General features: G+C 61.3%; 34 protein-coding genes. 33 read left to right on the forward strand and 1 reads right to left on the reverse strand.

Annotation, left to right across the window (positions count from 1 at the left end; all coding sequences use genetic code 11):
• On the reverse strand, positions 1-562 hold a 562-nt coding region (locus tag J9892_RS12255), incomplete at its 3' end, for a helix-turn-helix transcriptional regulator (RefSeq protein WP_246876666.1).
• Positions 563-615: 53 nt separating this feature from the next.
• Here J9892_RS12255 and J9892_RS12260 point away from each other — a divergent pair.
• From J9892_RS12260 to J9892_RS12420, 33 genes are all read left to right on the forward strand, one after another.
• The gene (locus tag J9892_RS12260; RefSeq protein ID WP_005310214.1) at positions 616-831 is read left to right on the forward strand and encodes a Cro/CI family transcriptional regulator; all 216 of its coding nucleotides are present in this window, start codon (positions 616-618) and stop codon (positions 829-831) included.
• 41 nt (positions 832-872) lie between these two features.
• Positions 873-1,262, forward strand: coding sequence for a hypothetical protein (locus J9892_RS12265; protein WP_210538411.1), 390 nt, complete (start codon positions 873-875; stop codon positions 1,260-1,262).
• Between the two features lie 3 nt (positions 1,263-1,265).
• Complete coding sequence (locus tag J9892_RS12270; protein WP_005310218.1) at positions 1,266-1,484, forward strand: hypothetical protein; 219 nt, start codon at positions 1,266-1,268, stop codon at positions 1,482-1,484.
• Between the two features lie 53 nt (positions 1,485-1,537).
• Positions 1,538-1,690, forward strand: coding sequence for a hypothetical protein (locus J9892_RS12275; RefSeq protein ID WP_193399780.1), 153 nt, complete (start codon positions 1,538-1,540; stop codon positions 1,688-1,690).
• A complete protein-coding gene (locus J9892_RS12280) occupies positions 1,687-2,721 on the forward strand; it encodes a conserved phage C-terminal domain-containing protein (protein ID WP_210538412.1) in 1,035 nt (344 codons plus the stop codon). The genes J9892_RS12275 and J9892_RS12280 overlap by 4 nt, the downstream gene beginning before the upstream one ends.
• The gene (locus J9892_RS12285) at positions 2,699-3,187 is read left to right on the forward strand and encodes a hypothetical protein (RefSeq protein WP_244911255.1); all 489 of its coding nucleotides are present in this window, start codon (positions 2,699-2,701) and stop codon (positions 3,185-3,187) included. Before J9892_RS12280 ends, J9892_RS12285 begins: the two co-directional genes overlap by 23 nt.
• A 2-nt stretch (positions 3,188-3,189) precedes the next feature.
• A complete protein-coding gene (locus J9892_RS12290; protein WP_210538413.1) occupies positions 3,190-3,492 on the forward strand; it encodes a hypothetical protein in 303 nt (100 codons plus the stop codon).
• Between the two features lie 76 nt (positions 3,493-3,568).
• Positions 3,569-3,862 carry a hypothetical protein gene (locus J9892_RS12295; protein WP_045789804.1) on the forward strand — a complete coding sequence of 98 codons (294 nt, stop codon included), beginning with the start codon at positions 3,569-3,571 and terminating at the stop codon, positions 3,860-3,862.
• Complete coding sequence (locus J9892_RS12300) at positions 3,859-4,032, forward strand: hypothetical protein (protein WP_210538414.1); 174 nt, start codon at positions 3,859-3,861, stop codon at positions 4,030-4,032. Before J9892_RS12295 ends, J9892_RS12300 begins: the two co-directional genes overlap by 4 nt.
• 2 nt (positions 4,033-4,034) lie before the next feature.
• Positions 4,035-4,475 carry a recombination protein NinB gene (locus J9892_RS12305; protein WP_210538415.1) on the forward strand — a complete coding sequence of 147 codons (441 nt, stop codon included), beginning with the start codon at positions 4,035-4,037 and terminating at the stop codon, positions 4,473-4,475.
• On the forward strand, positions 4,472-5,206 hold the full coding sequence (locus tag J9892_RS12310; protein WP_210538416.1) for a metallophosphoesterase: 735 nt from the start codon (positions 4,472-4,474) through the stop codon (positions 5,204-5,206). Before J9892_RS12305 ends, J9892_RS12310 begins: the two co-directional genes overlap by 4 nt.
• Positions 5,187-5,504 (forward strand): Ref family recombination enhancement nuclease, encoded by a 318-nt coding sequence (locus tag J9892_RS12315; protein WP_210538417.1) that lies wholly within the window; start codon positions 5,187-5,189, stop codon positions 5,502-5,504. Before J9892_RS12310 ends, J9892_RS12315 begins: the two co-directional genes overlap by 20 nt.
• Positions 5,501-5,923 carry a hypothetical protein gene (locus tag J9892_RS12320; RefSeq protein WP_210538418.1) on the forward strand — a complete coding sequence of 141 codons (423 nt, stop codon included), beginning with the start codon at positions 5,501-5,503 and terminating at the stop codon, positions 5,921-5,923. Before J9892_RS12315 ends, J9892_RS12320 begins: the two co-directional genes overlap by 4 nt.
• Complete coding sequence (locus J9892_RS12325) at positions 5,920-6,621, forward strand: TIGR02642 family protein (RefSeq protein WP_210538419.1); 702 nt, start codon at positions 5,920-5,922, stop codon at positions 6,619-6,621. Before J9892_RS12320 ends, J9892_RS12325 begins: the two co-directional genes overlap by 4 nt.
• 168 nt (positions 6,622-6,789) lie before the next feature.
• Positions 6,790-7,107, forward strand: coding sequence for a phage holin family protein (locus J9892_RS12330; protein WP_210538420.1), 318 nt, complete (start codon positions 6,790-6,792; stop codon positions 7,105-7,107).
• Positions 7,107-7,655 carry a glycosyl hydrolase 108 family protein gene (locus J9892_RS12335; RefSeq protein ID WP_210538421.1) on the forward strand — a complete coding sequence of 183 codons (549 nt, stop codon included), beginning with the start codon at positions 7,107-7,109 and terminating at the stop codon, positions 7,653-7,655. The genes J9892_RS12330 and J9892_RS12335 overlap by 1 nt, the downstream gene beginning before the upstream one ends.
• Positions 7,656-7,662: 7 nt before the next feature.
• The gene (locus J9892_RS12340; protein ID WP_042880547.1) at positions 7,663-7,887 is read left to right on the forward strand and encodes a hypothetical protein; all 225 of its coding nucleotides are present in this window, start codon (positions 7,663-7,665) and stop codon (positions 7,885-7,887) included.
• A 1-nt stretch (position 7,888) separates the two neighbouring features.
• Positions 7,889-8,119, forward strand: a complete 231-nt coding sequence (locus tag J9892_RS12345; protein WP_160317949.1) for a hypothetical protein — start codon at positions 7,889-7,891, stop codon at positions 8,117-8,119.
• Positions 8,120-8,190: 71 nt separating this feature from the next.
• Positions 8,191-8,352 (forward strand): hypothetical protein, encoded by a 162-nt coding sequence (locus J9892_RS12350; RefSeq protein ID WP_223945640.1) that lies wholly within the window; start codon positions 8,191-8,193, stop codon positions 8,350-8,352.
• Between the two features lie 336 nt (positions 8,353-8,688).
• A complete protein-coding gene (locus J9892_RS24620) occupies positions 8,689-9,249 on the forward strand; it encodes a hypothetical protein (RefSeq protein WP_246876668.1) in 561 nt (186 codons plus the stop codon).
• Between the two features lie 43 nt (positions 9,250-9,292).
• Positions 9,293-9,490, forward strand: coding sequence for a hypothetical protein (locus tag J9892_RS12360; protein WP_043129239.1), 198 nt, complete (start codon positions 9,293-9,295; stop codon positions 9,488-9,490).
• Positions 9,491-9,512: 22 nt separating this feature from the next.
• Positions 9,513-9,872: a hypothetical protein gene (locus J9892_RS12365; protein ID WP_210538423.1), complete on the forward strand. Its 360-nt coding sequence runs from the start codon at positions 9,513-9,515 to the stop codon at positions 9,870-9,872.
• Between the two features lie 59 nt (positions 9,873-9,931).
• On the forward strand, positions 9,932-11,629 hold the full coding sequence (locus tag J9892_RS12370; RefSeq protein WP_210538424.1) for a terminase: 1,698 nt from the start codon (positions 9,932-9,934) through the stop codon (positions 11,627-11,629).
• Positions 11,629-13,755 (forward strand): portal protein, encoded by a 2,127-nt coding sequence (locus J9892_RS12375; RefSeq protein WP_210538425.1) that lies wholly within the window; start codon positions 11,629-11,631, stop codon positions 13,753-13,755. Before J9892_RS12370 ends, J9892_RS12375 begins: the two co-directional genes overlap by 1 nt.
• Before the next feature lie 120 nt (positions 13,756-13,875).
• Positions 13,876-14,211: a Gp49 family protein gene (locus tag J9892_RS12380; RefSeq protein WP_210538426.1), complete on the forward strand. Its 336-nt coding sequence runs from the start codon at positions 13,876-13,878 to the stop codon at positions 14,209-14,211.
• A 131-nt stretch (positions 14,212-14,342) separates the two neighbouring features.
• Entirely contained in the window at positions 14,343-15,269 is a 927-nt protein-coding gene (locus J9892_RS12385; RefSeq protein WP_210538427.1) for a hypothetical protein, read from the forward strand.
• A 71-nt stretch (positions 15,270-15,340) separates the two neighbouring features.
• A complete protein-coding gene (locus tag J9892_RS12390) occupies positions 15,341-16,558 on the forward strand; it encodes a DUF4043 family protein (protein WP_210538428.1) in 1,218 nt (405 codons plus the stop codon).
• A gap of 68 nt (positions 16,559-16,626) precedes the next feature.
• The gene (locus J9892_RS12395) at positions 16,627-17,016 is read left to right on the forward strand and encodes a hypothetical protein (RefSeq protein WP_053288662.1); all 390 of its coding nucleotides are present in this window, start codon (positions 16,627-16,629) and stop codon (positions 17,014-17,016) included.
• 66 nt (positions 17,017-17,082) lie between these two features.
• Positions 17,083-17,520 (forward strand): hypothetical protein, encoded by a 438-nt coding sequence (locus tag J9892_RS12400; protein ID WP_210538429.1) that lies wholly within the window; start codon positions 17,083-17,085, stop codon positions 17,518-17,520.
• 1 nt (position 17,521) lies between these two features.
• On the forward strand, positions 17,522-18,103 hold the full coding sequence (locus tag J9892_RS12405; protein ID WP_210538430.1) for a hypothetical protein: 582 nt from the start codon (positions 17,522-17,524) through the stop codon (positions 18,101-18,103).
• 12 nt (positions 18,104-18,115) lie between these two features.
• Positions 18,116-18,793 carry a DUF6682 family protein gene (locus J9892_RS12410; RefSeq protein WP_163136143.1) on the forward strand — a complete coding sequence of 226 codons (678 nt, stop codon included), beginning with the start codon at positions 18,116-18,118 and terminating at the stop codon, positions 18,791-18,793.
• A gap of 9 nt (positions 18,794-18,802) precedes the next feature.
• Entirely contained in the window at positions 18,803-20,539 is a 1,737-nt protein-coding gene (locus J9892_RS12415; RefSeq protein WP_210538431.1) for a hypothetical protein, read from the forward strand.
• An 84-nt stretch (positions 20,540-20,623) separates the two neighbouring features.
• Positions 20,624-20,905 (forward strand): hypothetical protein, encoded by a 282-nt coding sequence (locus J9892_RS12420; protein WP_210538432.1) that lies wholly within the window; start codon positions 20,624-20,626, stop codon positions 20,903-20,905.
• Positions 20,906-20,933: the final 28 nt, after the last annotated feature.

The following is a 20,933-nucleotide window of genomic DNA, read 5'->3' on the forward strand; positions in this document are numbered from 1 at the left end:
CTTGATCATTCTTTTCGAGCCTGATCAGCATTACAGCACCCTCCTCTGGAGTGCGGTCAGCCAGGCTGAATATGCAGATATCACCGGCCACAATGCCTGATTTTGATAGGTGATCGTTTGTGGCCTCGATGGCAATGCTGTGGCTTTGGTTCTCTGCCACCACATACCGCCCGCTATTCATGTTCGGCAGCATATCTGTTGCCAGGTTCCCCACGTCATCCAAGGTCCAGACCGGCACTTTATCCGAATTGAACTGAATGTCGTTCAGCAGATCACCACTGCTGCGGCCGGTGTATAGCCATATGGGATCAACCTTCAGCACCCTGGCAATGGAAATCAGGGATGACACTCGCATTTCACGATTCGGGTTATTGATGGTGTTGCTAATCACGCTCTTTGATAAGCCGGTACGGCGCGCAAGCTCAGACATGCTGATGCCCAACTCTTGCAGCTTTTCCTCAAGGCGTTGCCCGAAAGTTTTCATCAATAACCTCTTGTTCTCTTTAGAGACTAAATTGTAATTCCTTGACTGATCACTTTGGGAGACGATGAAGATTGACATCGTTCTCTATAGAGGACATCATTTGCATGTCACCATGCACAGGACCCAGACCAATGAAGAAACATGAAGTAATCGGCTATTTCGGCAACATGGCCCGCGCCATGAAAGCGATTGGCATCTCCCGCAGCCTTGCCGTGAAGTGGGGGGAGGTAATTCCAGCCCAGCATGCAGTCAGCTTTGTCATTGCCAGCAATGGCGAGCTGCGGCTGGGACTGGAGGATTACCCCCTGATCAAGGAGCAAGACCATCCTACCCAGCAGGCCGCCTGACCACCGGCCCGTTTTCCTATCCAACACAGAGGACCAACCCCATGGGAAGAGTAACGCTCCCCGATCATGAAAATATGAGCACCCGCTCCCCGCTGCGGGTGCGCGGCACCCCAGCTCAGCGCCAGGTATGGCAGGAAGTAGGCGCCGAGTGTGGCATGACCGAAACCGCATTTGCCCGCACCTCGCTGCTGATCCTGCTCCAGGCCATATCTCAGCACGAGCCCACCATATTGGCGAGGGCCGTCAAACGGGCCAATCGGAGCTTACTCGAGCAGGGATTTCCGCCCGTGACCGTCGAGGAGATCCTGGAGGGCTCCGGCCTGCCCGAGCGCGGCCTGCTCCAGTTCAGCCAAGAAGACGAGGCCACCTACAACGAGGAGCGCCCGCTGCGCCCCCTGCAAAAACTCATCAACTTTGTCCTCGGGAGGTAACCCATGACCATGCAATTACGTCCGCCGCGCCCGGCATCCCAGCACGTCAGCGATCGCGACAACATCATCCTGAAATCGGTCATGCACGAGCTGGCCCTGGCCCTCGACGAGCCGCTGATCTCGACCGCGCACGCCGCTGGCACCGATCGCCAAGCCGTCCGCCTGGCCCGCGAGCTCGAAGCCCGCACCCTTGAACGTGCCGAGGCACAACCCAGCGCATAGGCAGCACCTGCCCGCCTCACCAGCGGGCAGCTTAAACACCACAGGACCCAACAATGACCAATTCAACCATGGCCCATGGGGGCCACCCCTTGCTGAACGACCTCAACCACTGCCCGCTGTGTGGCGGTGAACTGCAATCCGGTAACGATGACCGCGCCTTTGAGTGCCCGGCTTGCGCCTACACCGAGCAGGAGGTGGCGGCATGAGCGCCGTTATCAAATTCCCGGGGCCCAGCGCCCCCATTTCCAAACCTATCAGCAGAGGTAGCAACGTGAGCGAAAATGCCCGCAATGGCTTCCGCCTCGCTTACTCGTCGATGCTGAATGCCCCCTGGTACAAGGATGTAGCCAAGAAGTCCGTGTGGCTGCATTTGCTGCTGGATGCGGCCTACGAGAGCCGTGAAGTCACCTTCAATGGCAACCGCCTCACCATTCATCGTGGTCAGCTGGCTTGCTCTGCTCGTTCGCTCGGGAAAGCGTGTGGCGTATCTGAGGATCAGGCTCGCCGGGCGCTGGACTATTTCGATGAGGAGGGAGCGATCAGCAGGACGACCAAGCAGGGCAAGAGTGGTTACACCATCATCAGCCTGCTGAATTTCGACGCTTATCAGCGCGGAGTTTCGCAACACTTTATCGCGGAGTATGGTGCGGAGTTTGAGGGCGCGCCAGATATGGGGTTAGAGGGTGATCACCAACTCAGCGGCGCGGAGTTAGGTGCGGAGTATCATGCCGAAGATCTTATCATTAATAACAATATAAACTCTGAAGATAATAAACAGATCTCTTGTTCTGTTTCTGACGAAACAAAACCGGCTAAAAAAACGGCAGAGCCATCAGCGGATTCTCTGGCTGTGCTGAACCACCTCAACGCCGCATGCAATCGCCGCTATCAGGCCAAGCCAACCACCCTGCAGAACATCAACGCCAGACTGGCGGAGGGCTACTCCGTGGCCGATCTGCAACTGGTGATCGACTTCAAGCGCGAGCACTGGTCCGCAAACCTGAAAATGGCCGAATACCTGCGGCCAATGACCCTGTTTGCGCCGCAGAAGTTCGCCGGGTACCTGGCTGGCGCCCAACGCTGGGTTCAGATCGGTCGCCCGCGCTGCCTGAACGGCGAGTGGGAGGGCTTCGAGGGTAAGCGCAAGCCGATGTCCAACATTGCCGCCGCCCAGCAGCAGGCGCGCAGTCTCATCGAATCGGGAGCTGTCAGCTATGACGACGACACTCCCCTCTAACGTGACCGCACTGCCAGCCAACCAGGATGCGCCCGCCATGAGCGCCCGCATGGCCGCATTCATCGCTGAGGAGCTGCTGCCGCTGATGGCCGGGAGCTGGCCTGCCAGTGCCAACCAGCTGGATGCCAATGCCCGCGGCGTGGCGCTGGCTTGGGGTGGCGTGCTGCGCGGGTTCACTCCAGCCCAGATCCGGGAGGTGGTGCAGGACATGGCGGCCGATGTGGAGCGCCAGTTCGCTCCGCGCCCGGCAGAAGTGCGGGCAGAGATACTGCGCCGGCAGCCAGCCACGGCTGCGCCAGCCCGGGAGTCAAGGCTGGTGATCTCCATCAGGGCATGCGAGATGGAGGCGACCGTGATTGTGCTGCAGCGTGACGGCGACGTGACGAGCGAGGCGGTGCAGGTTGAGCTGGACAGGATACTCACCGAACGCCGCCAGCGCGGTTACACCATCACAGGGAGGATTTAGGGATGTTCAACCAAGACGTGATCGCCGCGGTCAAGGCCGCGAAATTCTGCCGGGTGGTGATCTATCCGGCCGTGTGGGGCTGGTGCGGGGAGCGGGTACAGCTCGAGGTGGCCGACGAGATCGCCGCACTGGGCCACACCGATCAGCAGCGTGGCGCAGGGCATTGGCTGGTGCAGAGCACGACGCCGGAGCAAGTGGCGGAGGAGGCTGCTCGACTGAGAGCCGCGCCAGTGCTGGTGTTGCGAGGTGGTGACACGTTTGGGGCTGTGGATAACTTTGAAAGGGAGGGCCTTGCCAACCAGTGACACCAGAGGTACTGCGCCGTACCATGACTCTGCCGGACCTAGACCACCCGGCAGCTTGACCAAAAGGACCCTGACCATGACGAAACCACATACCCGAGATCTATCCATCGCGACCCAGCTGGGGCGCGTGATATCCATCATGAGCGACGGCAAGGCCCGCACCCTGCGCGACATCGAGCGCGAGTGCTGGAGCCGCTACGGCCACGCCGACACCCAGGCCGCCATCAGCGCCAGACTGCGTGAAGTTTGCTGCTACGGCTGGGTGAAGCATTCCAGCAATCAGGTCATCGACGGCAAGCAGGTGTGGCATTACCGCATCGCGCTGCCTCCCACCACCGAGGCCGTTGCGGCTAAGGCGGTGGCAGCATGAGATTCACCCACGCTATCGCAGCCGTTCTGGCGGCCAGCGCCCCGGCCTGGATTGACCCTATCCGCTTCACGCCATCCAGTTCATTCTGCATCCCCAACCCGCGCAATGACCGGGCCGCACAGCGTCAGCGTGCCGCCGCCAAGCGCCGCAACAAGTCCAAGCGGGGGTGAGCATGAGCTACCCCAAGTATTTCCTGCGAAGCCCCGACATCCGCTCCCGCGCCAGCCAACTGGTCGCCAGCCTGCCGGTTGACCAGGACAAGCCGCTGGTTATCGAAATCAAGGAGCTGACCCGGACCCTGGCCCAGAATGCCCTGTTCTGGGCCGTCATGACCGATATCGCCGAGCAGGTGGTCTGGCACGGCCGCAAGCTCTCCAAGGAGGACTGGAAGCACGTTCTCTCCGCCGCCCTGTACCAGCAAGACGTGGTGCCGAACATCGACGGTAACGGCTTCGTGGTGCTGGGCAAGTCCACTTCCAAGATGACCGTGCGCGAGATGCGCGATCTCATTGAGCTGGCCCAATCCTTCGGCGCCCAGCAGGGCGTGAAGTTCGGGGATGAATCCCGCCGCGGCTTCGACTGGGTAGCGGCATACGGGAGGGCGGCGGCATGAGCTCACTGGTAAAGAGATTTTCAGCGAATACCGCGGGGCGAGATTTCGCGGTCGGCGACATCCACGGCCACTTCACTCTGCTGCAGCGGGCTCTCGACAAAGTGGGATTCGATACCGCGCGCGATCGCCTGTTCTCTGTTGGTGACCTGGTTGACCGGGGGCCGGAATGCGAACTGGTGCTGGAGTGGCTGGCCAAGCCCTGGTTCCACCCGGTGCGCGGCAACCATGACGATTATGTATGCCGACACGACACCTGTGACACAGGAAACTGGTTGCAGAACGGTGGGGCGTGGTTCATGTCATTGCTCGATGTGGAGCGCGGCGAGTACGCAGCCCAGTTCCGCGAGCTGCCTATCGCCATCGAGGTGGATACGCCGAGTGGGTTGATTGGCTTGATCCATGCTGATTGCCCATTCCCGTCCTGGAGCTACCTGATTGAAAAGCTTGAGGATGGCGCAGAGGGGAACCCTGGACTGCTGCGATCCATCAAGAACTCCTGTATGTGGTCGCGTCGGCGTGTGGAGCTTGGTGATGAGAGCGGTGTGTCTGATGTGCATGCCCTCGTTGTTGGTCACACCCCCATGAGCAGCCCGGTAGCGCTTGGCAACGTGATCCATATCGATACGGCCGGATGGTGCCCGCAAAAAGGCGGAGCATTCACCTTGCTGAACCTGCAATCGCTGCAGGCTCACACGATGAAAGGGGCGCGCGATGAGCAAAACCAAGGCTGATAAGGATTGGCTGAACGATGTGAGCTCGCTCGGCTGTATCGCCTGCCGCAATGCCGGGCATGGCGCCACACCTGCGGAAATTCATCATGTGCGCTCTGGATCTGGCATGGCCCAGCGCGCCGAGCACACCCGGGTGCTGCCGCTTTGCCCCCGTCACCATCGCGCCAGCTACCCCACGGGGTTCCACGCCGCTCCGCGTTCCTGGCAACAAGATCACGGCAGCGAGGAGACCCTGCTGGAGCAGGTGGCCAGAGAAGTCACCGAACTGCGCAAGAACACCATCGGGAGGGCGGCATGATCCACCTTACCGCCCTCGATGCGACCCGGTTGCTGGGTAGCAGCCCGAAGGTCAGGAGCGCAGCCAACCAGGTGCGCAAGGCGCAGCAGGTCACCTCCCTGCACGACAAGGTGCTGACCCAGCTGGTCGGCCTTCCTGACCCCGCCACCGAGCTGTTGTTTCACCCCAAGCGCAAATGGCGCTTCGACTACGCCTGGCCCACCCGCATGATCGCGCTCGAAGTCCATGGCGGGATCCACTCCGGCGGCCGGCACACCCGGGGGAGAGGGTTCGTAGAGGACCGGGCCAAGATGAACGAGGCCACCTTGCTCGGGTGGACCGTGCTGGAAGTTACCCCGGAACACATCAAATCCGGCCAGTTGCGCGCCTGGCTGCTCGCCGCCTTCAATCAGGACCCAGACCAGAGGACCAATCCATGACCCATGCTATCGAAATGGCTCTGCGCCTATTCTCGCCGAAGGGGGCGCTCCATGAGCCCGCCGCCGGCAGGCAGTTCAATGCTCTGGGCCGGAACGAGTTTATCGGCGCCCTGCAGGTTGCTGCAAAGAACAACCCCCAGGGGCTCCAGTTCCTGATGGCAGACCACCTGGGGGATGAACAAGCCCTTGCGTCGCTGCTGACGCACTTCAGCGCCACTCTTGGCAGCAGCGATGCCGGTGGCATGGCCATGGCTATCCTGCTGCGCCGCCCGCTGCCTGAGCAGCTGGATCACCTGGTACTTTGCCACCCTCACTATGACAAGGAGCGCCGCCGGGCCGCCGTGGTGATGGAGAAGGCCAAGCGCGCCCACCGGTCCGGCAATGATCACGAGTACCAGCGCCTTCTGGCTGAGCGGAACGAGATCCTGTCCCTGGCCAATGACCACTGTGTCGCCGAGATGATGCAGTCAGGGCGCTGCCCGCACTGCAATGGCACCGGGACCCGCCCGCGCAAGGGTGACGGCTGCCCGAAGTGCCACGGCACCGGCCGGGTCGTGCCACACGTAGAGTTGGTGTCGCGCCGGTTCGGGCAGGAGATGAGGCAGGCCGTAGAGCGTGCTGTTGATGAGGTGATCCACCAGGCGTCAGATCTGGCCAAAGTCATGGGCCGACAAGTGAGGGAGATGCGGGCGGATTAGGCGCGGAGCGTTCGCCGCCGAGCAGGCGCAACCCCATGAATAGACGCAGTGATTGAATCTACCCCTCCCCGGCGTTAGTATTGCTCAAAGATGGCCAGAGTCCCCGTGACCCTGGCCTTTTTCATTTCTGGCCCGCCTCGTGCGGGCTTTGTCGTTTCTGGAGGGGCGATGATGCCTGACAAGGATCCACAGAACTACAGCGTGCTCGCCTATCTGGCATTCGGCGGGCTGAGCGTATGGGGGGGGCTTGTGACCTACATACAGACGGTGAAACGCGAGGGAAGGAGATTCCGATGGGCTGAGGCGCTGCTCCAGGTGGTGGTGTCAGGGTTCGCCGGGATGTTGACCATGCTGCTGAGCTGGTACATCGCAGCCCCACTCCCGTTGTGCGGCTTCATGGCTGGCCTGGCTGGCTTGATGGGATCGAAAGCACTGGAGCTGTACGAACGCCGGGCAACCGGCTGGATGACTGGGGGGAAGGGGTAATGAGTATTCGCCTGCAGGTTATTGATGAGGTGATCCAGCGTGAGGGGGGTGACAAGTTCACTGATCGCGCAGAGGACCGCGGCGGCCCGACTCGCTGGGGGGTGACTCAAGCCACCGCTCGCCAGTTCGGCTACACCGGCCATATGCGCGACTATCCAAAGGCTGAGGCGGTAAAGGTCTACACCTCTTATTGGAACCAGATGAGCCTCTCATCCATTGAGGTGATTGATGCCGATCTGGCCACCTACCTGTTTGACTATGGGGTCAACTCCGGTCCAGGTCGGGCAGCAAAAGACCTTCAGCGCCTGCTGAATGTGTTGAACGACAGGCAAAGGCTCTATCCGGACGTGAAAGCAGACGGGGCCATAGGGCCTCGTTCTCTTTCTGCGCTGGAGGGGTACATCAAGGCGCGCGGTACCGGTGGCAAGCGGCTGCTGGCCGAGGCTGTGAACTCCCTTCGAATTGCCCACTGCATCACACTGGCTGAGCGCCAGGAGTCGCAGGAGGCCAATGCCTACGGCTGGCTGAGCCGGGTTTGTAACCTGTGAGGTAGATATGGAGCACATCGTTGAGGTGGTCATCAACTGGATTGTCATCCTGATGGCTGTAGTGGGCGGCGCGTCCATGGTGGTGCAGGGGCTGGCCAAGATCGCGGCCGTCACCCCGTCCACCCGGGACGATGAGGTGATCGGGAAGGTGCAGGCCTTCTTGGTTGGCCTGACCAAGGTGCTGGACAAGCTGGCTATGAACCTGCCGGCTGAGAAAGCCAGGAAGCAATAACATGAACAGCTTGCTCCAACTGCTCGACATTCTAACGGCCCTTCTGGGCCGTTGGCTTAAGCAGGAGAGGGCAAGGGAGGCGCAGGAAAGCCATGACAAGAATCATGCGGACCCACAGGGGCGTTTTGCTGAGCGTTTCGGTGCTGCTTCTGGCCAGTTGCCAGATAGCCCCAAGTCAAACAGTGAACTGCCCGCCACCCACACCCAGGCTGACATGGAGCCCCGCCGCTAATGGCGGGGTTTGTCTTTCTGGGGAATCCACAGCCGACCTACTGGACTATCTCGATGCACTGGAGCGATGCGGTGGTTAATGGCATTACCGTGACCGGGGTTGTTACTCAGGTGAGGGAGTATGACGGGAGTCAGGCCCTGGTCACCCTGAATACTGGCGTCTCCGTCGTAGTACCGGCTACCCATGAGCCTGTACCTGGTGATGCCATCGTCGAAGGCGAGCTATCCATCTAAATGGCAAAGACCGACTGGGCACAGCTCAATGCAGAGTTCCTGCAGGAGCATGACGCGACCGGCATCAGTGCGAAAGACTGGTGTGACAGCCGCGGCCTGAACTACAACTCGGCGCGTCGCTATTTGAAATCCCGGGGGCAATCCCCTGCGCAACCTGATAAATCTCGCGTAGCTGCGCAATCTGCGCATTCCGAAGTGCGCAAAACTGCGCAATCTGCGCAAAGTGCGCAAGCCAAGGGGAATGAGGCCAAGGCCAAAGGGGGAGAGGGAAGAGAGGAAAAGTCATCCTCATCCACACAGATCCCTGACGACTCAGGCCAAGCGCCGAAAAACAACATGGGGAGCGGCAGGGATGGCAGCGGCCGCTTTACCGAGGGACACAAGGAGTCGGTAGGTAATTCTGGCAACCCGAACCCGCCCGCCAACATCAAGCCGGGCATGCAGATAGCCAAGACCCACGGCGGTTACGCCCAGTTCCTCGATGCCGAGGAGCTGTTCGACCAAGCTCGCGAGCTGCAACTGCGCGACGAGCTGGACTTCACCCGGGCTCGCGTCATTTCCGTCACCAAGCTGCTCAAGGGTCTGCAGCAGGACCTGGTTAACGCCAGCGAGATGACCGACCGGATCGCACTCTACGACAAGATCCTGAAAGCCGAGCAGGCCCTCGACCGCAACATCCAGCGGATTGAGTCCATCGAGCGGACCCTGAGCGCCCTTCGCATCGACGAGGTGAGCGTGCCGAAAATTGAGGAAGATACTCGGCGCATCCGGGCTGCGGCCCGCAAGCTGACCGCCGAAGCAGATCGGCTTGAGAAGGATGGCGGCAGTGAGGCAACGCCCGTCAGCGAGATGGTCACCGAGCTGCAGGGGATGGGGACTGGCGGGCTGATGTCGTGATAAAATGCGAGCCAGAGTTCACCCCCCCATGCAGGAGCCAGCCATGAAACAAAGAGAGCGTCAGGCCGCACAACGGATTTTGGCTATTGAGGCGATCGCCAAACTTCGCTCGGTGTCAGAGCTGTTTGGCGTAGAAGATGTGGGGCTTGACGATGAACGTGCAACGGCTGACTTCAAGCGTTGGGATGAAAAGATCACAGAGCTTGAGCGGTGGATAAAAGATGAAAGCCCGATCGCCTGAACTTGCTTCCACTGGAGTAATAATGAGAATTTATCGCAAGAATGAGGCTGGGGAAGCGGTTTACATCGCCGATTGCTCATTGCCTCAGGAGGTGTGCGACGCCGTTGATTCAGGGCGTGAGGCGCAATACGAGTTGCCGCCAGTTCTGGGGCCATCGCGACAAATTGGTTATGACATCGAACCTGATTACGCCGCTACTGTCACCATTGAGCGCGTGCTCCTCGAGCCATACCGCCTTTACCGCAACGGCGCGCTGGTCGAGATGGGCGCAATGATTGCAGATCCCAGTCATGTGAGGATGCTGGCCGAAAACATTCAGCAGCGTGCCGCAGCCAGGGCAGAGGTCAACGCCATCACCGCAGCATGGCAAGAACGAACATAACTACAGCATCACCCACACCAACCCGCTTCGGCGGGTTTTTTATTGCCTGAGATCCCACGATGACCGAACTAGATACCTCCGCCATGACTGAGCAGGAGCAGATGGCCTACATCCGCTCGAAGCTCAGCGATAAGTGGTGGCGGATGAACAACCTCTACATGATCGAGAACGAGCAGGGCCAGCTGGTGCGCTTCAGGCTGCGCCCGGCGCAGGAGCTGCTGTTCCGGACCATGTGGTACCTGAACATCATCCTCAAGGCGCGTCAGCTCGGATTCTCCACGGCCATCGACATCTATCTGCTGGACGAGGCGCTGTTCAACAAGAACCTCAAGTGCGGGATCATCGCCCAGGACCTGACGGCCGCCGGTGAGATCTACCGCACCAAGATTGAAGTCCCGTTCGATAACCTGCCGGGCTGGCTCAAGGCCCAGTTCAAGGTGGTGACCCGGCGGGGCGGAGCGAATGGCGGTCATATCCTGTTCCGGCATGGCTCCAGCATCCAGGTGGCCACCTCGTTCCGCTCCGGTACCGTCCAGCGCCTGCATGTATCCGAGCACGGAAAGATCTGCGCCAAATACCCGGAGAAGGCCAAGGAGGTGCGAACCGGTACCCTCAACGCAATCCACCCAGGCGCTATTGCCTTCATCGAGAGCACGGCGGAAGGGGTAGGCGGCGACTTCCACGCCATGAGCATGAAGTCGCTGGAGCTGTCTCGCTCAACCGGCGAGCTGACCCAGCTGGATTGGAAGTTCCACTTCTTCGCCTGGTGGCAGGATCCCAAGTATCGCGCCGACGTCCCCGCTTCCGGTGTGGTGATGAGCAAGGCCCAAGCGGAATACTTCGCCGCGGTGGAGAAGGCGATGGGTTGTACCATCAGCGACGAGCAGCGGCAGTGGTACGTGCTGAAAGAGGGCACGCAGCGTGGGGAGATGAAGCAGGAGTATCCCAGCACGCCGCTGGAAGCCTTCCTCACCTCCGGGCGCCGGGTGTTCGACCCCATCGCCACGATGGAAGCAGAGGGCGATTGCATGGCCCCGCTCATCGTTTATGACATCGACCCGGTCACCGGCAGGCGCGAAAAGGCCCGCAAACCGGAGAAGCTGGACGAGCAGGGACAGCGCTCGCTCGAGAACATGCTGCTGGTCTGGGAGCTGCCAGACCCTGACGAGGATTACGCCATCGGCGCCGACGTGGCGGAAGGGCTGGAGCACGGCGACCGCTCAAGCCTGGATGTGACGGCCAAGAGCGACGGCCGGCAGGTGGCCCACTGGTTCGGCCATCTCGACCCGGGGCTGTTTGCCCAGCTGCTTGCCCACGTCGGCAGGTTCTACGGCACCGCAGAGCATGGCCCGGCCTACATTGGACCAGAGCGCAACAACCACGGCCACGCTGTGCTGCTCAAGCTCCGTGAGATCTACCCAACCCGGCGCATCTACACCCAGGAGCACATCGACCGGGACCGCGACGACGAGACGCCGCGCCTTGGCTGGCTTACCACCCGGCAGTCAAAGCCGATCCTCGTCGATGGCCTCAAGGCCCTGCTGCGTGCCGGGCAGTCCGGGATCCGCTGGATCGGTACCATTTCCGAAGCCACCACCTACGTCTACGACAAGAGCGGCAGCATGAACGCCCAGGACGGCTGCTACGACGACCAGCTCATGAGCTACATGATTGCCCAAGAGATGCGTGCCCGGATGCCGGCTCGCATCGTCAAACCTGAATCCTTCCGCAAACCCAAGCACTGGATGGCCAACTGATGATCAACGCCCAACCCAAGGCCCCTGAAAAAGGCGGCCTCGATACCCCGCGACTGCTCAAACTGATGAGCGATATCAACGGCCAGCCGGACTGGCGTTCTATCGCCAATCGGGCGTGCGCCTACTACGACGGCGATCAACTGCCGCCCGAGGTGGTGAGTGTGCTCAAGGCGCGGGGCCAGCCCATCACCATTCACAACCTGATCGCGCCGACCATTGACGGCGTGCTGGGGATGGAAGCCAAGAGCCGCACCGATCTGATGGTGATCGCCGATGACCACGACGACGAGCTGGAGCAACTTGCCGAGGCCGTCAACGCCGAATACGCCGATATGTGCCGCCTTGGCGGACTGGACCGAGCCCGGGGCGAGGCCTACAGCGGCCAAATCAAGACCGGCCTGGGCTGGATGGAGGTGTGTCGCCGCGATGACCCGTTCGGCCCACGCTACAAGTTCAGCAGCATCCACCGTGACGAGGTTTATTGGGACTGGCATAGCAGGGAGCCGGATCTGAGCGACTGCCGCTGGCTGATGCGACGCCGCTGGGTCGATCTGGATGAGGCCAAGACCATGTTCCCGAGCAAGGCACAGGCGCTGGAGTGGGGCGTCAACGACTGGGAGGGGGTCGTGAGCCTGACCTCCATCGAGGGGCTGGACCCCAACCTGGTCAGCGCCTATGACGAGTGGAGCCAGTTCAGCGGTAAGGAGGTGGAGTGGTGCAGCAGGGAGCGAGACCGGGTGCTGCTGCAAGTGGTCTACTACCGCACCTACACCATGCGTCAGGTGCTGAAGCTCGACTCAGGCCGGGCGTTGGAATACGACAAGACCAATCAACTGCATCTCGCTGCTGTGGCCATGGGGCGCGCCAAGCTGGAACGCTGCCCGGTGGCCGTGATCCGGGAATCCTGGTTCGTCGGCCCCCATCATCTGGTCGATCGCCCCTGCACCGCCCCGCACAATATGTATCCGCTGGTGCCGTTCTGGGGGTACCGGAAAGACCGTACCGGCGAGCCATACGGCCTGATTGCTCGGGCCATGCCGGCGCAGGACGAGGTGAACCTGCGGCGCATCAAGCTGACCTTCCTGCTGCAGGCCAAGCGCGTCATCATGGACAAGGACGCCACCAACATGAGCCGGGATCAGGTGTTGGAGCAAGTCGAGCGCCCGGATGGCTATATCGAGCTCAACCCTGACCGCGCCAACAAGACCAGTGTGGCCGATGCCTTCAAGGTGGAGCAGGACTTCAACGTGGCGGCCCAGCAGTTCCAGGTGATGCAGGACTCGGTGAAACTGATCCAGGACACCATGGGGATTTATGCGGCTTTTCTGGGGCAGGGCTCCACCGGTCAGTCAGGCGTGGCCATCAGCAACCTGGTGGAGCAGGGGGCGACCACGCTCTCCGAGATCAACGACAACTACCGGATGGGCTGTCAGCAGGTGGGTCAGCTGGCGTTGGCCTACCTGCTGGAAGACATGGCCGGCAAGCGCAACTACAAGGTGACCGTGAATCGCGATGACCCCCGCCGCCGCAAGGCCGTGGTGATCAACGTGGAGCAGGAGGATGGCAAGCTGACCAACGATGTGACCCGGCTGCGGGCTCATATCGCCCTGGCGCCGATCCAGCAGACTGCCGCCTACAAGCAGCAGTTGGCCGAGCGGATGACCCAGGCTATGTCCCAGCTGCCGCCAGAGGCCGCCGCTGCCTGCTTCGATTTGCTGGTTGAGCTGATGGATGTGCCGCGCAAGGCCGAGTTTGTGGAGCGGATCCGCAATGCCCTGAACATCCCGAAAGACCCGGACGAGATGAACGAGGAGGAGCGCGCAGCCGCCGAGCAGCAAGCCCAGCAGGCCCAGATGCAGCAGGAGCTGGTCATGCGCGAGATGCAGGCCAAGCTGGCCGAGCTGGAGGGCAAAGCCGCCAAGTGGCAGGCAGAGGCTCAGCGCATCGCCAAGCTGACCGACTCTATCCGGTTCGAGGATGCCCTCAAGCAGGCCCAGACCGGTAAGACGCTGCAGGAGATGGAGCAGTTGGCAGCCCAGCAGCAGGCGATGCAGACCGAGCAGGCAGCCCTGCAGGCCCAGCTGTTGGACACCATTCAGCAGCAGATAGACGCGATCGCGCTCTGATAGTTGCTTTCCTGACCTGCCAGCGTTACGATTTCCCCAACATGGCCCAGTCTCTCGAGATTGGGCCTTTTTCATTTCCAGACCCGGCCACTGTGCCGGGTTTTTTATTTGGAGCGGGCCATGACCGACCAGCAACACATTGATGCCGAAATGGAGCGCGAGATCCAGACGCTCGAACTGACCGCCCCGCGCGTCACCCCTGAGCAGATCGATGCGCTGATGGCTGGGGTGACATATGACGTGCATGTGATCCCGGGTACCACAACCACGATTGCCACCGCCATTGCTGCCAATGGCTTCACCCTGGCCATCGGCATGACCGCCTGTGCGGACCCGGCCAACTTCAATGCCAAGTTTGGCGCCAAGTACGCCATCAAGGACGCGGAGAGCAAGGCGAAGGCCATGCTGTGGAAGCTGGAAGGCTGGCGGCTCAAGTGCCATTTAGCGAATCTTTAGCGATAGACGGCAACCCTTGCCCGCCTTGTGCGGGCTTTTTTGTGCCCAGCCCCAGCCGGGGAGCGCTTTCACCGAGAGCCTTCCCCCGCTTGGGCAGCGATACCACCCACTGAAAACCCACGAGGACAACCATGGATAAGAACATCGACAACCTGACCGGCACTGAGAGCCTGGACGAACTGGAAGCCATGCTGGAAGCGATCGAGCGTGAGCCCGATAGCGAGCTGGATGATGGCACTGGCACCGAGCAAACGGACGTACAACCCGCGCCGTCGGCGGGCGAGGTGGCAGCCGGTAACGAACAGGGCAGCACCGAGCAGGGCGGTGAAGGGGTCGCGGAGCCTGAGAAGGTGATCCTGGCCAAGAGCGGTCAACACACCATCCCGTATGAAGTGCTGGAGCAGGCGCGCAATGAAGCCAAGCAACTGCGTGAGCAACTGGCTCAGTCGCAGCAGGCCCAAGCCGAGCGGGACAAGCTGCAGGCGCTGATGGAGAAGCACGGGATCAACCCCGATGTTGACCCTGACGACATCAGCCAAGAGGAGCTGGCACAACTGGCACAGGACTACCCGGATCTGGGCAAGTCCATCGCAGCCATTGCCAGCAAGCTCCAAAGGCTGGAGCAGCAGGCTGCACCGCGGCAGGTTCAACCCACCCTCAACCCGGTACAGGCCGCACTGCAGGCGGTACCTGATCTGGTGAGCTGGCGGGAAAAGGACCAGGACCGTTTCGACTTCGCCATCATCGTCGATGAGAAGCTCCAGGCTGATCCCGCGTGGCAAGGCAAGTCGCTGGATGAGCGATTCGCAGAGGCGGCGCGCCGCACCAAGCTGGCCTTTGGTGATGAGGTCATCCCTCCCGCCAAGGTACCCGGCAAGGGTGCAGAAAAGCCCGCTGATTTCATCCCGTCCAGCCCTTCGGCACTCGGCCAGACCCATCATGCCGCTCCCACTGGAGTGGAGCGCTTTGGTGCCATGTCTCAGACCGAGCTTATCGGCGAGATGGGCGCCATGACGGACGCCCAAATGGAGGCGCTGCTGGAGCAGGCCGGGTACTAACCCACCACCCATTTCAATAAGCCAACCCCGACCACTGTGTCGGGGTTTTTGTTTTCATGTAGGAGAGGATCATGACCCAAGTCACCTCGGCGCAAGCCAACAAGATTTTGCAGGCCGCACTGTTTACGGCGGCCAACCGTTCCCACTCGTTGGTGAACATGCTGACCGAAGAGGCTCCCAAGGGTGCCAAGGTCAACGGCGGCAAGCAGACCAGTGCAGGTGCGCCGGTAGTTCGCATCACCGACCTGACCAAGCAGCGCGGCGATGCTGTCGAAATGCAGCTGTTCCATCAGCTCTCCGGTCGCCCGAGCATGGGCGATCAGAAGCTGGATGGCCGCCTGGAGTCCCTGTCCTTTGCTGACTTCGCGCTCAAAATCAACCAGACCCGTCACGGCGTGGATGCTGGCGGCAAGATGAGCCAGCAGCGCACCAAGCACGACCTGATCAAGACCGCCCGCACGCTGCTTGCTGATGGTTACTACGGCCGACTGGTTGATCAGCGCGGCTTTGCCCAGCTGGCCGGCGCCCGCGGCGACTACTACGCGACCGATATCATCCTGCCGCTGGCGGATGACCCGGAATTTGCCGATATCATGATCAACCCGCTGACTGCGCCCACCTACGAGCGCCACTTCTTCGGTGGTGATGCGACCAGCTTCGAAGCTATCGACGCGGCTGACCGCTTCAATCTGGGCTGCGTGGACAACATGTCGCTGTTCCTGTCCGAGATGGCCAACCCCATCCAGCCGATCCGCATGGTGGCGGATCCGTCCGGTGGCGAGCCGCTCTACGTGCTCTATGTCACCCCGCGCCAGTGGCACGACTTCTACACCTCCACCTCCGGCAAGGATTGGCAGGCGATGCTGGCTGCCGCCATGGAGCGCAGTAAGGGCTGGAACCACCCCATCTTCCGGGGTGAAGGGGCGATGTGGCGCGGCATCCTGGTCAAGCCCTACAAGGGCATGCCGATCCGCTTCAACCAAGGCAGCACCGTCAAGGTGTGCGCCGCCAACTCCGCGACCGGCGTGGAAGTGGACAAGGTAGCAGGCACCACCATCGACCGCGCCGTGCTGCTGGGTGGTCAGGCGCTGGCTAACGCCTTCGGCTCTGGCGAGCAGGGCGGCTCCTTCGGCATGCACGAAGAGAAAACCGACCACGGCAACAGTACCGAGATCTCCATCAGCTGGGTATCCGGCCTGCAGAAGATCCGCTTCAAGCAGCGCAACGGCAACATTCAGGACCATGGTTGCATGGTGCTGGATACCGCCGTCAGCGCCGTCGCGCGCTAATCCACCCACCAGAGCGAGGGGGTTGATACCCCCTCCTGTTGATATCTGACCAGATAAGGAGCCATGTCATGGCCAAAACTACCCTGATCGCCCGAGCTTACCGCTGGTTTGTTGGTTCGTTCGGCAACCTCTCTATCTCCCCGACCCTGGTGGCCAAGCTGGCGGCTGTGCCGTCAGGCGACGTCATCGCGTTTGGTGACAAGGTGGAGCCCAACCTGAAAGTGGTTGGCGCCACCCTCATCAGCGGCGCGCTGGGTGCCAGCACCACGCTGACCGTCAAAATTGGCGACACCACCATCATCAACGCCGAAGGCACGGCAACGGCGGTATCCAAGTATTTCCCGGTGGACGATCTGAAAACGCTGCCCGACCAGGAGATCACCCTCACCGTTGGTGGCGGCGCTGCGACGGGCACCGTCAAGCTCAAGCTGCATTACGAGGTAGTCGGCAACCTGTAAGGCTGCCGATCACTGTCCGCCCGGCCCTGTGCCGGGCTTTTTCGTTTCTGAATAGGAGTCATCGCCATGAGCGACAAGATTGCCGTGGTTTACATCGGCGACAAGCCGAGCAAGAAAGACACGGTCACCGGCAGCCGCCTGGTCTTCCCGCGCCATACCGCAGTGGATGTGGAGAGTCACATCGCCATGCAATTGCTGGAGTTCCCGACCGTCTGGATCCGCCATGAGGCACTGGCTGGCGAGCTGGAGCGGCAGGAGACCACTGCCCAGGCTGCCGCCAAAGAGAAGGAGCGCCTCGCCGCCGAGCAGGCCCGCCTGGCGGAAGAGCAGAGCATGGTGGTCGGTGAGCGTGACCTGGCCAAGATGACCTCTGCCCAACTGGCCACCCTGGTGGAAGGGGAAGATCTGGATATCGAGCCGCAGGGCCCGCAAGAGAAGGTGCCCGAATACCGGGTGCGCGTGCGTGACGCCCTGAAGGCCAAGCTGGCAGAGCAGGGGGAATAGCATGCAGATGGTGTCGCGTGAGCAGTTCCTGCCCACTGTCAGGCTGCACATCACCGGCCCGCTCGAAGTCATGCTGAGTGAGGCCGTCACAGAGGCGGCCATCACGTTCTGCCGGGAGTCGGCCTTGCTGACCCTTGACCGACTATTGCCAAGCGCGTCAGCCGGCAGCCTGGTGGAGGTCTGCAACATCAGCGGGATGACATCGTGCAATGTGCTGCACCTGACCGGAGAAGGGGGCGCGCCATTTGTCAGCGGGCGAGACTACTTCGCCATGTCGGCCAATGAGCTGAGCATCCTGACAGATCTCTGCAATGTGCGGATCTGGTATGTGGCTGCCCCGGTCAAGAACGCCACCGAGCTCCCAGCCCAGCTCTACCACGATCACGCCGATGCCATTGCCCATGGCGTCGCAGCCTTGCTCTATGCCCAGCCAGACCGCCCCTGGTCTGACCCTAAGCGAGCAGGATACCACCGGGCTGAGTTTGTCGAAGGTTGGCGTCGCGCTGGCCGGTTCCGCAAAGAGCACAGCGCCCCGACCCAGGTCGAATTCCACAACCCGTCCCGCAAACACACATTTTTCTAAAGGACCCCACACATGGCAACCGTTACCGTTGACTCGATCCTGAAGCGGGTAAACACCCTGCTCAACGATCGCACCTGGGTTCGTTGGCCCAAGCAGGAGCTGTTGGACTACTACAACGATGCCGCCAAGGCGATCGTGTTGATGCGTCCTGACGCCCACACCAAGAACGTGCAGTTCAACTGCGCAGCCGGCACCAAGCAGAGCCTGCCTGCAGATGCCCTGCGGCTGATCGAGGTGCTGCGCAATGCCGACGGCAAAGTGATCCGCTTCGTGCCGCGACGCGCCCTCGATGACAGTTACCCGGACTGGCATGCTGGCAAGGATGGCACCAGTGTGGCGGCCTACACCTACGACGACCGCGATCCCAAGAACTTCTATCTCTACCCAGGCCCCGCCGCCGCGGTGAAAGTGGATGTCATCTACTCCGTGGCGCCGCAATCCAAGGTGCTGACGGATGTGGAAAACGTGGGCACGCCGGCGCTGGCCGATCTGGATGACATCTACATCAACCCGCTTATCGACTTCATCATGTACCGGGCCTTCTCGAAGGATTCCGAATACAGCGCCAACTCCAATCGGGCTGTCGGCCACTACAACGCCTACCTGCAGCAGCTGGGTGAAAAGACCCAGGTTGATACCAATATGGAGCAGCGCAAGACCGAAGGCTTCTCCCGCGTGACCGGGCAGTAAGGGGGCAACATGGCTGGAGTGTGGAAGCGTGACGGTACGGTGGCCGTCACCAATGGCAACAAGAAGGTGACCGGTACCGGGACCACCTTCGCAGACACCAAGAACGGGGTGGCCAAGGGCCACCTTTTTTGTATCACCAGTGGCACCTCGGTGGATTTCTACGAGGTGGACTACGTGGTGTCCAACACGGAGCTGTATCTGGTGCAGGCCTACCGTGGCACAACTGCCACAGGCAAGGCCTACGAGATCATCACGACCTTTTCGGATTCCATCCCGGAGTTTGCCCGCCGACTGAACGCCACTCTGGGGGCATATCAGCAGCAGAGTGATGCTTTCCAAGCACTGTTGACCAGTGATGCGGCAACCATCGAGGTAACTGCACCGGATGGAACCAAGCACACCATGATCCCGTGGAAGCGTGTGACCAGCGAGGGCGAGGGGCAGACGGCCCGCGCCAAGGTCGAAGCCGACCGGGCAAAGACCGAAGCGGATCGCGCTGCTTCAGCCGTGGCATTGGCAGCTGAAGCAACAGCCTCTGCTGCATCTGCTCAGACTGCGCAATCCAATGCAACAGCCTCTGCTGCGTCTTCAGCCTCTAGCGCTACCTTAGCAAAAGCCGAAGCCGACAGATCCAAGTCTGAGGCGGACAGAGCCAGCTTTATCGCAGGACTGGAAACTGTAACTGACCTCGCCGAAGCCGGGACCGGCTCGCTGATGCGCGTGGGCGGCGCCACCATCCTCGATGCGGAGCGCTACGCCCTGGAGCGGGCAACCGGCGGCAGACAGACCATCATTCGCGACAGCGCTGGCAACGCCAATGCTATGTTCGTGCTGCCGCGCTTCAGCTACGCCGACCTGGGCATGACTGCCGATATGGGCACTGGCGATGTGACGGCGTTCGATTTTGGCAGCGGCAGCATTAAGGGCGAAATTTTTATCGGCGCCTATCTTGCGTCCGGCTCCGGCGCTGTCAGCGCGCCGCGGCAAGATCCCCGCGCATCACTGGACCACACGGCAGCGCGTGCCGCCTGCGCCGCGAAGGGCGCAGGCTGGCATCTGATGACGGCGCACGAATGGGCGGCAATCGCCCTGTGGTGCATGGCCAACGGCTACGAGCCAATCGGAAACACCAACTTGGGTCGCAGCCACGCCAAAACCTGGATGGTGGGCGATCGGGCCGACAATAGAGCGCCGGGTGATACAGCCGGCACGGGGCGAACCCAGACCGGCTCGATGGGGTCCGAGGCGACGCATACTCGCACGCTGGGCGGGATTGCGGATCTGGTCGGTAACGTATGGGAGTGGCAGGATGGGTTTTTGCTGCAAGACGGACGCTTTAAGTTGTCATCCCACAATACGCAGATCGAGGCGGCCTGGGCGTTCGCTGATGCGTTTCTTGATGCGTCAACACCAACCGGTGGATCGGCCATCCTGTCCAACGCAGTCAACAACAGACTGGGAGCCATCGGAGACAACGCCAACGCAGGCAACTCAGCCAACGTAGAGTGGCGAGCAATGACAAAATCAGGCAGCTACGTCAGCAATCAGGCGATGAAGCGGCTGCTGCTGGAGCCGGCCAATGCATTGCCACAGGGGCGGCTCTATATGCGCAACTTCGGCGAGCGACTCCCGTATCGTGGCGGCTCTTGGGGCGGCGGGGCCAACGCTGGCTTGGCTGTGCTCGGTCTGAACCTTTCTCGCGCGGCCGCGCCCGCGGACATTGGGTTTCGCCCCGCCTTTGCCTGAGCCTTGCGCCTTGGGTTTTGTTGGCGCCACGGTAGTGGCGCTTAATCGGTTGATGCCTGTTTAACATTTCGAGAGGGCAAATAGATGAGCTACTTATACGACGGCGAAACGCATGACAACTACGATCCCGCCTTTATGGCGGAGCTGGGCATGAGTGAGGAGGTCATAGCCTCCGTGCTCGCCCAGCACAACTATGAGCTGACAGAGGGGCAACGGTCGCGCCGCCAGCGCGCCTACGTGGCGGAGTCCGACCCCCTTTTCTTGGAGTGGCAATACGACAAGACACCAGCCGCCGAGCAGACATGGCGCGACAAGGTGGCGGAGATCAAGCTGCGCTACCCGGTGGCCCGTGGGACGGAAGAGTGATCGTCCGTCTCGAGCCCATCACGGCGAG

It is taken from the genome of Aeromonas sp. Prich7-2 (assembly GCF_017939255.1).
GTDB lineage: Bacteria > Pseudomonadota > Gammaproteobacteria > Enterobacterales > Aeromonadaceae > Aeromonas > Aeromonas caviae.